The organism is Flavobacterium sp. WG21 (assembly GCF_000335775.1).
In the GTDB taxonomy this organism is placed as follows: Bacteria; Bacteroidota; Bacteroidia; order Flavobacteriales; family Flavobacteriaceae; genus Flavobacterium; species Flavobacterium tructae.
Window position 1 is genome coordinate 40,683 of record NZ_AMYW01000009.1, and the last position, 13,021, is coordinate 53,703.

A 13,021-nucleotide genomic window follows, 5' to 3' on the forward strand; every position below is an offset into this window, starting at 1 on the left:
ATTACTGCATTTTTCTACTTTATCTGTTTCGGCAAGCTTCTGAATTCAACTTTCTTAGATTTTTATGAAGTATGCTTCGGGTCACTATTTTTTTCTGTTCGTAATTTCTGGCACATCTTTGCAATTCCGTCAGCAGAATCATAAAACTACTATACAAGACATCCAATTCTTCCATATTCTGACAGATCTTGATATTATCCTCTTCCGGTTTAATTACAGAATTGCTATAACTGTTTTTATATTTATTAAAAACCTCTTCCATTCTCCGATGTTCTCTTTTATCGATACCCTGCATAATGAAGTAAAAATCGTATTTGAATTAGTGAATTGTCATTAAGAAATCAGCGTCTGCTTCGTTTGCAGATAAAGGAAACGTCTTCGCTGTTGCCAGACTATTTTTAGCAGTATTTCCGTTAATAGAATTTAAAGCTTTGGCTAATAAAACCTCAGAACTGTTTCCTAAAGGAAAAACTTCCGGCTGCTGAATTTCATCTAAGGAAATGAGCGGATCAATTCCTTTTGAATAATTGCCTTCATGTCTGGAATTAAATAATTTATATATAGCCGGATATAAAGTCCAACCCTTTTTTGTTGATATTCTATCGTCTATAAGCGGAAAACCGGCTACATCTTTACCAAAGGTCTTGTTACCAATGGTTATAACTTCCATATAAGGTTTTAGATTATTTATAATGAGCTCTGAGGCAGATGCAGTGTGCTGACCACATAAAATATAGACTCTGTTTATGGATGGATGAGCATTTCGAAGAGCATCAAAACTTATTTTTGATTCATTACTTTCTAAAGCCTGTTTAAAGGATTGGTCTACATTTCCGCCATTCGTATTTCCTTCAAATTTTATAAAAAGAGTGTTGGATTGAATATTAGGAGCCAGAATAATACTTAAAGCTGTTGCAGCTGCGATATCTCCTCCTCCATTGTACCGCAGATCTACAACAAGTTCTGTAATTGATTTACTTTTAAGTTCCTGAAAAGTCTGAAGATACGACTGTGCCTGTCCGGCATCAAAATGAGAAATTTCGACGTAACCAACTTTTTTGCTTTTAGCTTCAATAATAGTATAATTGATGGGCTGCGAAAAGCTAAATCCCTGCAGTATAGAAATTTCTTTTACATTAGAAAACCCTGATTGTACCGTATAAGAAACGGTCTGCAAATTCAGCTGTGTTGATGCGGTCATTTTAGCATATAATGCCCCATAATTATTTTGGCTCAGTGTTGTTCCTTCTATTTTTGTGATCAGCTGACCTCTCTTTAAACCATTTCTTTTGGCAGGAGAATCTTCTAATACATACAGAATTACGCCATAAAATTTCGATTCAAATTCAAAAAAAGAAACTTCGAATCCAAATTTACGTCTGAGACTTTGCTTTGCCGTTTCCGGCTGTTCAGGATGCACAGCATACGAATAGCGATCGTCTTTTTGCAGTAAACCTACAAAGTATTCTTTGGGAGAAAGATCTAAACGGCCTTTTTCCGGCATTGTGCTGTTCCAGCGATAATATTTCTTCATCTGCTGGTACATCCACTCATTAACATACTCATTTGTGCCTGCTTCATAAACCGGAGCGGGAGAATCATTATCTGAACAAGAGAATAGAAAAACAGATAAAAAAAGAAATAACGATAAAACAGAAATAGTTGAATATTTCATTTATTGATTTTGATTGTTAGTAATGATTTTATATTCCCGCAAATGAAGATTTATTATTATTTAAAAACGAAATAATCGGTTAGGCTTAAGGTTCCTTCTACACCCGAAAAATTACCATTTGCATCTAATTTTTCTTCCAGTATAATTAATTTTGATTTATTAACAGACATGGTCATAATAACCGTTACTTTTTGTCCCGGGACATACGATTCTGTTGTACCGTGTTTTACCAATTCCATCAAAATGGTTGGAGGCGAGCTGAATGGAAATTCAATAAAAGAACTAAACTTTTCTTTATTTATATTTTCTACGGTTCCTAAAACCTGTCCGTTGATTTTGCGTATAATTCCGTCAAGATTACCTGTGTAACTATTTTTAGAATACAAATTTTGATTGGGAAAAATAAATTTATAACCACTGTTAGCCGTTTTACTTAAAACACCTGGCTTTATACGCGAAACATTATCAATCCAGAAATTATCTTTTGCAAAAAAGGAAATGGTATCCTTAACCTTTTGTGAATTAAACTGATAGGTATATAATACTGCCTTAGTGGTTTTGTTTAATATAGAAATAGTCTTTCCCTGACTGCCGAAATATACAAAGTCATACTCTTTTTCTATTTTTTTGACGAAGGCCGTTTTTTTGTCTTTACTAATTTCAATAATTTTATCGTTAACCCTTACCTGTAGTGAATCATTTAAAGCACTGTAACCGCTAATGGTTACTCTTCCCGGCTGATTGGTTTCATTGCTGTAAAAAGGCAGTTTTTCATCCGTAGAACAAGATGTTACAAGAGTAATTAAAATTAAAAAAACGAATAACTTTGGCAATAAATTCATCATGTTTGTTTTTTTGTTTGCATAATTTGATTTGAAAATCAGATTACTTTTTAATAAATTTTATTTTTTTAGAAGCTCCATTATTGTTTGCAGAAAGGAAATAAATGCCCTGCATTAAATCACTAACAGATAAACCTTCAGGCTTATAAGAAGACTCTTTTATTAAAACACCGCTCGTATTGTAAATTTTTAAAACTGTTTCTTCATTTTTATACTCTTCTGCTATTTCTAACTCCAGATTATCCTGAACAGGATTTTGTTTTAAATAACATAAGGATGATTTTAATGTATGATCAGCTGTTCCTAATAAAGCTTCTGCCATTACTGAAATTTTATCTATTTCGTAACCAATAAAAGGGCCTGAAAGATTATTTCCTAATGCGAGATATACTTCGGCTTTGCCGGCAAACTGCGAAATATCTACCGTATAATTTTTAAATTCTGCATCTTCAACAGTATTTCTTTCCAGGGTAATAGTATGCAAAAGTTTAAAAGAAGCGGGATCTGCAGAGGTAGAACCATAGATAGCAATATTCTGATTACTGTCGTAAATACTTGGCTGTGCTTTTATGGTCAAACTAATTTTTCCGGAGTAAAAAGAAATATTCAAAGCCGGACTGATGGCCAGATTGTTTTCTAATCCTTCAAGCGGTCCGCCTGTTTTAAAATCAATATTGTAGGTACCCAGAACATCAATAGTTCCGTCAATTACACTTCCGGTACTCGCATCCAACTGAATGTTTTTTCTGGCCATCCAGTTACTTCCATTTCCATCTCTGTCCAGTAAATTCCAGTCTGAAACATTAGAATCATCAAAATCATCTTCCCAGATTGTATATTGAGCAGATGATATCGTTGTAATCATTATAAAAGCAAAAAAAAGTAGTGTTTTTTTCATGTTTTTTATTTTAAATATGGGCAGATTTCTCTGCCCATACGGTATTTAATTAGTAAGCTGTTTTTTTCTAATTAGAAATTAGAAAACTTCGTCCAGTTATTAGTCCAGTTAGATTCTGTTTTAAAGGCTCCTGTTGTTCCTGTAAAATTAAGAGCGCCATTATTAAAGAAAGGCTGGTTTAAGCTCCATTTTGTAGCCGGGTCAACAGTAGAAGTAGTTGTACCAAGACCTGTTAAAGTTGTTCCTACCGGAAGAGCAACATTATCAAATCCGTGGATTGAAACTCTTAAATAAGAAGATCCTGATGGAACAGAAGGTGAATCCCATCTAATTCCTGTGTTGTATCCCGTTACAGTTACATCTGTAAGGCTGATGTTACCAGCTCTGCGTACGTGAATGGCATTTTCATACAAATCAGCAACTGTAGAAGAGCTTACACCAATAATAGACAATTGAGAAATAACCGGACGTGTGATAATGGTCGTAAGTGTTCCGGTAGCGTTGTTGTCTAATTCAATACCATTAGAATCAGGATTTCCTCCACTTAAACTGTGAGTTGAATTACTGTCTGCAAGTGCGATAGCTTTTGTGATGCTTCCTGTGTAACCAAAATCGAAATCGAAGTTGTCATCATCTGCAGCAAAAGAAACTAAATGAGTAGCGTTTACCTTACCTCCAAAAAATTCAAATGAATCATCTTTACCATAAGATACCTGAATGTGGTTAACAGTAGTTCCGCTTCCAACACCAGCCAATGTTAAACCGTTAATTTCAACATCTGTATCTAAAATACGTCCTGCAAATTCAATACGTACATAGCTTAAGATTCCCGCATTGTGGTTGTTGTTTGAACCTCCATAATAAAATTCAGTGAAATTAGACTGATCGTCTAATCCTTCAACAATGTTAGTTACAGAACCTGTATTTACCTCTGCATCTCCTAAAATAACAACTCCTCCAAAATCTCCCGGAAGAGCTGAAGTATTAGCATTGTCATCTAATAAGTTATAACTTGTAAAAACAATTGGAGATTCTGCAGTTCCCTGTGCATCAATTTGTCCCGTTTTAGTAATTACCAAAACTCCTGTAGCAACTCCAGGTGCCAAAGGTTTTGCTTTAATAAAAGTTCCTGCCTGAATAGTCAATTTTGCGCCATTTTTTACTGTAATAACACCATCGATTTCCCAAACTCTGTCGTTTGTCCATGTTGTATTAGAGGTAATAGCACCGCTTACTGTTTGTACTGTAGGTGGATGAGCATAATCAGCACCTGAAGCTTTCATTGAAAAAGAAGAATCTGCAGTAGAATCATCATTTTGGCAAGAGCCCAAAAGTAGAGCTACCATTGCAAATAGAAAAAAATTTTTCATAATAATTTAATTATTGCTATATTTGCTGCTAATCAAACTAGGCCTTTGGAGAGAGCAGCAAAATATCTTTCCTTAGGTCTTTCTCGTTTTTGGCAAAGATCTTTTTGATAAACTTTTTCCGCTTTACCATCGGAGGTTTATACCTAAACTCCATCTTTCATTCTTAGGATTTCCAACGCAATGAAAGGATTGCTTTCCATTCTTCCTGATCTTTTGATGCAATCACTGCAGGTCTTTTTATAACGCTGTAAGTATTTAAAAGACCATACAGGGACTGCAAAAAAAAACAATAGACCTTGATTAATACTAGTGAAGAATTAAAAAATTAATCTTACTACAACTATATTAGACTTCGCAAGAACAAAATATCACCACTATTTTTATTGTTAACGGTTTCTTAATGTCGAGGATCTTTCTGACTTAAACCACTCTTTTTCTCAGACAAATAAAAGTCTCTCTCCCAATTTATTTCGTGCGAAGTAATCCTTTACTCCTTCCGATAAAGCTTCTTAATAAATTTTGTGTTTAAAATGAATAACTCAAGGAAACACTTATCGTTCTGCCGCTTTTAGCTTTAAACAATACTTTGTCAATATCTTCGTCGTATTTATTTGTGGCGTTTGCCCCTAAGCTGTATCGGTCTCGTGGATTTGACCCTACCGGCACATTTTCAATATGTGAATAACTGTTTGAATTATCGTAGGTTTTAATTGCTGCATCAAACAAGTTTTTCATACTGCATTTGAATTCGAGATTTTTTTCTTTAAAAAACTTATAACTAATCTGCGCATCCGTAATGGAATAAGGCATTCTGATTTCTTCAGACTGATAATCAAATCCTACTAATATGTACTGATCTCCTATAGCATTATGTCTCACACTAAATCCTAAACGATCTCCCACGTAGTCTAATCCTAAATTATAAGTATAGGGCGACTGTCCGTAAAGCGGTCTGTTTGCTTCATACAGTCCTCCTGTTCCATCAATGGCGACATAAGAGGTTACTTTAGTTCTGTTAATAGAAGCATTCCCGGAGATAAAAATATCTTTAAGGGCTTCTCCTTCCCCTAAAAAAGAAAGACTTTTATACAACTCTACTTCGACTCCCCAAAGTTTAGCATTGGCTGAATTAAGGTTGTAAATATTTCTGATTCTTGATGGATTTAAACTTCCCACTGATTCCATAGGATCGTCTATATTTTTATGGTATACACCAAAAGATAAAATTTCACCCCCCGATGGAAACCATTCTAATTTCAAATCATAATTGTTGGAAACACTGGAAATCATTCCGCCTGAATAATTATAAATTTTAGCAGACTGAATAGGATCGTAATAAGGAATACTCAAACGTTCTGCAAATTGAGGACGCAAAACTGATTTATTATATCCCAACCTAATATTCAGTTTATTGGTAGGACTTACAACCAAACTTGCCGATGGCAGAAACTGCCACAACTTATCGTCTTTTTGATCTTTTCCAAAATCTCCGGCAGCTTCAGACTGGCTTTCAATTTCGGTATACAAATAGCTTTCTGCTCTTACTCCCCACACTAATCTTACATAACGTCCAATTTTATCGTCGAGCATTAAAAAGGGCGAATGTACTTTTACATCACCTACGTATCTGTTACCGTATACTCCATAATCCTGCCATCCAAAACCTCCATAATGATATCTTGAACCGTCTAAAAATTTGGAAAGAGGTTCGTAAATTTCCGCTTTATCTGCACCTGTACCAATTACCACAACCTTTGCCGATTCCTGCTGGTTGGTAGCTTTTTTATAGGTCCCAAAATATCCCGCTTTTATATCATTGGTGTACGTATCGCTAAAGTCAAAAGAGTACTTAAAATTTATAGCGAAATTATAATCTGTTTCATCATTTGTAAAGTTACTTCTGCTGAAAGGAAATCTTGTTTCTGAGTTGTATACATAGTGATAAAGCAAAGTGTCATCACCCACTTTTTTTCTGTAGGTATCCAAAAAAGTAGCGTCTTTAGTATCTTTTGAAACGGTATTGTAAGCTCCGAACCAATTGACATCCAGCTTACCAAACTTATGACTCCCTTCTATTTTACTTTGCAGCAAGGTCTGATAAACAGGATAATCTGTTTCTGAAGTAGAAGGAAGTATCGATCCATTCATAATTTCAGATATAGCATCACTGTCACTCCATCCTGTTACCTGAGTAAGCTGATTGTTGTAAATGTGCATCACTGTATTACGTGCCGTTATTTTATGATTATCAAACTGAATTCCCGCATTAAACATTCCTGCCAAAGTTGAATTAAACGTATAGTTGGCTCCTGAATTTCTGAATCCGTATTTGGTAAATGTTGAATACAATGCTTTATCCGTCTCCGGAACAAAAAGTGAATTATCGGCATTACTTGCTCTTTGTGTATGCTCAATATCCAGTTTATCCTGAGTATTTTTAAAAAATAGCGATCCTACAAAACCCCACTTGTTATTATCTTTTAATTTATACGCTCTTCCCATCGCGTATTGAAGTGTTGTTCCCGGTGCAGCATAAGTTTTATAAGTCGTAAAATTGTCTGCTGTAAACCTCTTAGACTGTTCTATAAAAAGCCCGGAATCAGCTTCATTTGTTGGTATTGGTAAGGCTGTCAAATTCGTTGGATAATCTCTTCTGCCATCATCAAAACCTAAATAATCATAAGCACCTTCCTGCTTCGTAAGCCTTTCTTTAAAAGTACTTCTGCTGTTGTATGAAGTACTGATCGAGAAACTATTAAAATTTTCTTTAGGAATATCTTTTGTTTTAATTTCTACATAACCACCCGCAAAATTGGCATACATGTCCGGGGTTGCTGATTTGCTGACTACAATACTTTCCACCATGGAGGTTGGAATAATATCAAAAGAAAAGTTTTGCTGATAGGCATCGGTGCTGGGAAGTGTAATTCCGTCCATAACGGCCTGATTCCATCTTTCTCCCATAGAACGAACTACAACATATTTATTATCGATGGTGGTTACACCCGTAATCCGTTTTAGTGAACTTGCAACATCTCTGTCCGGTGTTCTCGCAATTTGTTCTGCAGAAATACCATCAGAGAACTGTGCTGCTTTTTTTTGCTGTAACAGTAATCCCTGAATTGAAGCTGTTGCCTGTTTGTAATTTTGCACAATTACAACTTCTTTGAGTGACTGAGCGGCTTCTTTTAAGGAAACAACCAAAGGTGTTTCTCCTCCTTCCGTTATTTTTACACCTGTAATTTTCTGTGTTTGAAAAGAGATAGCGCTGATTTCAATCGTATATTCTCCAGGTTCTAATTCTAAAATATAATTACCATCGATATCAGACTGTACTCCGTAATTTAACTCCACTACTTTTATGTTAACTCCCGGAAGTGAAAGTCCATTGGTATCTACAACTTTACCTGTAATTTTTCCTTTCTTTTTTTTTTGTCCGCATCCTTACTATTTACGGCTATATTATTTTCGTTTCTTCTAAAATTTAAGTTGGTCATTTTTTGCAAATCACTTAAAATTTCATCAATGGAAACGTTGTCTTTTTTTAGCGTTATAAGAGGCAGACTAAGATCTAAATCCTTTTGATAAATAAATTGGTAAGGTGTGCGTGATTTTAAATTCTCGATAATTTTTTGAGGCGAAGAATTTTTAAAATCAACTGATACAGTTCCGGTTTGCGAATAAATAGTATTTGTTCCGAGAAAAACTCCAAAAAATAAAATCCATAAGACAAAAGAAAACTGCCTGGAAAAATCATTGTTCATAATTGATAATTATTAGTTTATTAGAATTTGTTTTTGAATATGATGTACGTGTTAAATCTTTCAAGTTTGGGCATAAAAATCCCCGGCTGCTTATAAACCTTATTTTTCAAAAGTTATAGGCTGCAAAAAATCGCATTAAAATGGTGTATTCTTTTTTACCTGCTGATCAAATAGGTATTATTACCGGTAGGTCTGATTTTTATTTCTAAGGCAAATGCAACAGTCTGCAGCATTTCGTAAATCCCCTGCCTGCTGTCGAGTGTACCCTGAATGGTGAGGTTTTTTAAATCCTCTTCTAAATAATTTACCTTAAAATCATTTTCTTCTTTTAATTTATTTAAAACCTGCTCCAGAGTCAATCCGTCAACATACAGTAATGCTTTTTTCCATTCAGGTTCCAGCATGTCTGTCTTTTCTTTTTTTACAGTAGAAGATACCACAGTATAGACTGCTTTATCTCCTCTTAGCAACAATACCGTATTTGTTTCACCTTCAACTTTTACTTTTCCGGTTCTGACATTTACCTCAGGCTGTTTTTCATTGTAGGCTTTAATGTTGAATGAAGTTCCTAAAACGGTTGTTTTTATAACTCCTGAAGTAATTACAAATGGTCTTGAAGGATCCCGTTTTACCTCAAAAAAAGCTTCTCCTTTTAAGCTCACATTTCTTTCGTTATCTGAAAAGCGTACCGGGTATTCAATTTGAGAGTTTTGATTCAGCCATACCCTTGTTCCGTCAGGCAAACTTATAAGTCGGATATCATTTTTAAATGTACTTGTTGAAGTAATTTCAATATCTGTTTTTTTATGTAAATCGAAAAAATGATAGCTTCCAATTGAAATTACAAATACGGCACAGGCCACAGCCATCCAGTTATACAGTCTTTTATATTTATCAATCGTAACCCTGCGTATATTGTTCCACATTCTTGCCTCAATATTGTCAGGAAGTATACCACGGTTGGGGATCACATTCCATTCTTCTTTCATTCTTTTGGATTTCATTCGAGTTAACATTTAATATTTGAAATTTACGTACAGCTATCAATTCAACTACATTAGATTCTCACTTCGGCAAATATCACGGTGCAATATTACTATTAACGTTTTCTTAATCTGAATAAAGATTTAACAACAAGAGTTTAGAACAAAATCAATCCGCAAATACCTAAAAAAGGTTTACATAACCCACTGGGGGCAATTATTTTTAAACCCATAGAAGCAATAATTTAACGCTCTCACAAAAGGCGTTTCTCTTATTGTAAACACACAAAGACTACTATATAGGAAACATGTTTCTTTTTGTACCCTTTTATGAGCATTAAGCCAATGTCTCTGTGTGCTAAGTAATTTTTTTATCAATTACACCCAACGAGTTTTATCTTCTGAATGTATCTACAATACTAATTCTGTCTGATATACAAAGAATAAAGCAAACCAATAGAGTTCATGATTATGTACAGAGTTTTTCTTAAGAAATTGTAAGGTTTTAGAAATTTGATTGGCAACAGCCCCCGGAGACATCTCCATTTCTTCGGCTATCTCCTTGTAACTGCGGTCTTCAAACTTGTGCAGGCTGAATATTTTTCTTCTTTTAGCAGGGATTTTATCCAATAGGTATTCAATTCTTTCCATCTGTAAACTCACTTCTTCTTCAGACTGTGTTTTACTATCCAATTCCAGAATCAGTGCATTATCTTCAACCGAAAAGATTCGGTTTTGCTTTTTATACCATCTGGAAATTTCCTGCTTAGAACTCTTAAACAGAACAGCTTCAAGACTTACCTGAGGATCTAATTTGGTACGATATTTCCAAAGATGAATAAAAACATTCTGTGTTACATCTTCTGAATCTGCTAATTGTGAGGTGTATTTTTTAACAAAACAAAATACTTTAAAATGGTATAAATCATATATTTCTTTAAAGCATGAATCATCACCAGCACGTAACCTTATAATTAAATTAGAACTCATAATAAAAATTTCAACTGTTAAAGAAGACCCTTACAAATGTATGATAAACCTCAATTGTTAATTTTTGAATTCTGTCATTTAATAATTTGTTAATATTGTGACATTCACAACATGACGTCGCTGCTTTAGGTTAGTTATAAATCTGCATTTAATTATTTCGAAATGAAATACTGATGAAAATATAAAACCGGAATTCTTTGCTTTTATTTAAATTATTAGGCGCTGGAGGGTAATTCAATAAATAGTTTCTACCGAATTATGGACCTGGAAGTGTAATGTTGATCCTGCTTTGTCTGCAATTGAAGAAAGTTTTGCAGTCTATGTAATTTTAGTCGTCATTACGCCGCAAAGAGTAACTTTGCGGCGTAATGATAGACTTTATCTGTTATACTTTATAATGAAATTTATCTCACAACAGATTTAGTTTTCTTTGGAAAATCAAAAAAGGTACTGGTCAGTATGGGCACAAAAAATATGGCAACGGTAAGGGCCGAGATCCCAATATCTGCAGCATGACTTCCCAAGAATTTACTGAATGCTGTTTCGGGATAAAAATGTTCGTATAAAGACAACGCCAGCTTGATCCCTAAAATAGCAATTACTACAAAAGCTGCGGTTTCTAAAAACTTATATTTTTCTAGAAGATTCACAAACCTCTGTGCTATAAAACGCATTGCCAGTATCCCTATAAATACTCCAATACATACCAATATGATATTTGGTGTAAAGGCTACCGCTGCAAATACATTATCTATTGAAAAAGCCATATCCATAAGCTCCACAAGGCAAACTGTAGCCCAAAAATGACCTATCGTATTCACTGTAAGACGATACAACCAGTTCCCCTCCTTATTTACTTTTTCCTCTTCACTGCCTTCTTTCTGCTTGTCTTTGTACCAAGAATATACGAGATAGAGCAAATAAAGTCCGCCGATAGGTTTAAGCCACCAAATAGCAATAAGTGCCGAAGCAAATACCATTGCAATACCCCTAAAAATATAAGCGCCCCAAATACCGTATTTAAGCGCACGCTCACGCTGGTTTTCCGGTAAATCCATTACCATTGTAGCCAGTACAGCTGCATTGTCTACAGAGAGTAGACTCTCAATGAGAATAAGGTTTCCAATAATTGCCAGTGATGTACCCGGATGCGCAATAATATCTTGCCAAAGGCTATTAAAAGTAGTAATCAAATCAGTCATATTTATTATTTTAAAGTATGGTGCCTTAATGGCTTATTTATTTTGTTATGGAAAGGTCTATTTCTGGATTGGGTTCAAAGTCATTTTCATATTTCGAAAGGAGTATAACGGCTGCCCCATTGCCTATAAAATTAGTTATAGTACGGGCTTCGTTCATAAACTTATCAATACTGAAAAGCAATGCCAAGCCTTCTAAAGGAAATTTATTGAGTGTTGTAAACGTTATGGTTAGCGCTACAAAACCAGATCCCGGTATTCCCGATGCTACTTTTGAGGTCACCATGATAACCAACCCTATAGTGATGATATCACGAAACGTAAGCGGAATGTTAAACAACTGAGCAACAAACAACGTACATATAGGCAAAAATATAGATGCGCCTGCAAGGTTAAAAGAATAACCCAGCGGTATTGAAAGGCCTACGACAGCTTTACCACACCCCGCCTGTTCCAGCTTTGCAACAATCAAAGGAAACACTGTTCTCGATGATGATGTACTAAAAACAATAAGCAGTTCTTCTTTAATATAGTTGAGAAACTTCCAAAGGCTGATGTTGTAATAACGCAGCAAAAGCCCCAATACTATAAATACAAAAGATGCCATTGTGATGTAAGTCGTAGCCAGCAGTTTTCCCAAAGGCAAAAGACTATGTATACCAAATCGCGATACTGCATAAGCCATTCCGCCAAAAGCTGCAACTGGTATAAGTAAAAACAAATACAGGAGTACGCTATACAAAAAGGTCATAATTTTTTGCAAGATCCCTACATACTTTGCCCTGCCCGGCGAAAGGCTAAGCAAAACACCTGTTACAACAGCCAACAGCAGCAATACCAAGGGACGGTTAAGCACTATAAAATTAAACCAACCGCTATCAAGTGATTCGGTAGCTGTAAAATGTTTGGGCAGAGTTACATCTATGAGTCTTTTTTCGATCTTACCGGGCTCTATAAACAACGCTGCCATTATCCCCATGATCATGGCAATAGTCGTTATTATTTCAAAATAAACGAATGCCTTAAGCCCTACACGACCCACTTTTTTAAGATTGCCAATACTGCTTACCCCTATAATGATCGTTAAAAATATGATGGGCTGTATAAGGGGTTCAATAAGATATAAAAATCCACTGCCTAAAAAATCCAATTGAATACCCTTTTCAGGATAATAGTGTCCTACAGCAATTCCCAACAGCAATGCTATAGTAACATAAGCTGCTAGATTTTTCAAATACTTTTGTGGTATTCTGCTGCTTTCCGGATATTGTGGTGTGGTATTCATCTTTTTAAACCTTAC

Annotated in this window: 11 protein-coding genes; all 11 read right to left on the reverse strand. The window is 35.0% G+C overall.

Annotated features, from left to right (window positions below; all coding sequences use genetic code 11):
* Positions 1 to 19: 19 nt before the first annotated feature.
* Complete coding sequence (locus C245_RS0109185; RefSeq protein ID WP_232424344.1) at positions 20 to 262, reverse strand: hypothetical protein; 243 nt, start codon at positions 260 to 262, stop codon at positions 20 to 22.
* 57 nt (positions 263 to 319) lie between these two features.
* Positions 320 to 1,675, reverse strand: coding sequence for a S41 family peptidase (locus tag C245_RS0109190; RefSeq protein WP_017496299.1), 1,356 nt, complete (start codon positions 1,673 to 1,675; stop codon positions 320 to 322).
* 56 nt (positions 1,676 to 1,731) lie between these two features.
* Entirely contained in the window at positions 1,732 to 2,520 is a 789-nt protein-coding gene (locus tag C245_RS0109195) for a hypothetical protein (protein ID WP_157495805.1), read from the reverse strand.
* Positions 2,521 to 2,560: 40 nt separating this feature from the next.
* Complete coding sequence (locus C245_RS0109200; protein WP_017496301.1) at positions 2,561 to 3,415, reverse strand: T9SS type A sorting domain-containing protein; 855 nt, start codon at positions 3,413 to 3,415, stop codon at positions 2,561 to 2,563.
* A 71-nt stretch (positions 3,416 to 3,486) separates the two neighbouring features.
* Positions 3,487 to 4,785: a hypothetical protein gene (locus C245_RS0109205; RefSeq protein WP_017496302.1), complete on the reverse strand. Its 1,299-nt coding sequence runs from the start codon at positions 4,783 to 4,785 to the stop codon at positions 3,487 to 3,489.
* A gap of 525 nt (positions 4,786 to 5,310) precedes the next feature.
* The gene (locus C245_RS22820; RefSeq protein ID WP_017496304.1) at positions 5,311 to 8,139 is read right to left on the reverse strand and encodes a TonB-dependent receptor domain-containing protein; all 2,829 of its coding nucleotides are present in this window, start codon (positions 8,137 to 8,139) and stop codon (positions 5,311 to 5,313) included.
* Between the two features lie 41 nt (positions 8,140 to 8,180).
* Entirely contained in the window at positions 8,181 to 8,549 is a 369-nt protein-coding gene (locus C245_RS23650) for an STN domain-containing protein (protein WP_017496305.1), read from the reverse strand.
* Positions 8,550 to 8,704: 155 nt separating this feature from the next.
* A complete protein-coding gene (locus tag C245_RS0109220; protein WP_017496306.1) occupies positions 8,705 to 9,553 on the reverse strand; it encodes a FecR family protein in 849 nt (282 codons plus the stop codon).
* A 390-nt stretch (positions 9,554 to 9,943) separates the two neighbouring features.
* Positions 9,944 to 10,522 carry an RNA polymerase sigma factor gene (locus C245_RS0109225; RefSeq protein ID WP_017496307.1) on the reverse strand — a complete coding sequence of 193 codons (579 nt, stop codon included), beginning with the start codon at positions 10,520 to 10,522 and terminating at the stop codon, positions 9,944 to 9,946.
* Between the two features lie 404 nt (positions 10,523 to 10,926).
* A complete protein-coding gene (locus C245_RS0109230; protein WP_017496308.1) occupies positions 10,927 to 11,724 on the reverse strand; it encodes a TerC family protein in 798 nt (265 codons plus the stop codon).
* A gap of 37 nt (positions 11,725 to 11,761) precedes the next feature.
* Positions 11,762 to 13,006: a cation:dicarboxylate symporter family transporter gene (locus tag C245_RS0109235; RefSeq protein WP_017496309.1), complete on the reverse strand. Its 1,245-nt coding sequence runs from the start codon at positions 13,004 to 13,006 to the stop codon at positions 11,762 to 11,764.
* Between the last annotated feature and the right edge of the window lie 15 nt (positions 13,007 to 13,021).

Bases quoted from the DNA above. Each gene is read 5' to 3' on its own strand.
- C245_RS0109185 (WP_232424344.1), bottom strand. From the start codon at position 262: ATGGAAGAGGTTTTTAATAAATATAAAAACAGTTATAGCAATTCTGTA.
- C245_RS0109190 (WP_017496299.1), bottom strand. From the start codon at position 1,675: ATGAAATATTCAACTATTTCTGTTTTATCGTTATTTCTTTTTTTATCT.
- C245_RS0109195 (WP_157495805.1), bottom strand. From the start codon at position 2,520: ATGATGAATTTATTGCCAAAGTTATTCGTTTTTTTAATTTTAATTACT.
- C245_RS0109200 (WP_017496301.1), bottom strand. From the start codon at position 3,415: ATGAAAAAAACACTACTTTTTTTTGCTTTTATAATGATTACAACGATA.
- C245_RS0109205 (WP_017496302.1), bottom strand. From the start codon at position 4,785: ATGAAAAATTTTTTTCTATTTGCAATGGTAGCTCTACTTTTGGGCTCT.
- C245_RS23650 (WP_017496305.1), bottom strand. From the start codon at position 8,549: ATGAACAATGATTTTTCCAGGCAGTTTTCTTTTGTCTTATGGATTTTA.
- C245_RS0109220 (WP_017496306.1), bottom strand. From the start codon at position 9,553: ATGAAATCCAAAAGAATGAAAGAAGAATGGAATGTGATCCCCAACCGT.
- C245_RS0109225 (WP_017496307.1), bottom strand. From the start codon at position 10,522: ATGAGTTCTAATTTAATTATAAGGTTACGTGCTGGTGATGATTCATGC.
- C245_RS0109230 (WP_017496308.1), bottom strand. From the start codon at position 11,724: ATGACTGATTTGATTACTACTTTTAATAGCCTTTGGCAAGATATTATT.
- C245_RS0109235 (WP_017496309.1), bottom strand. From the start codon at position 13,006: ATGAATACCACACCACAATATCCGGAAAGCAGCAGAATACCACAAAAG.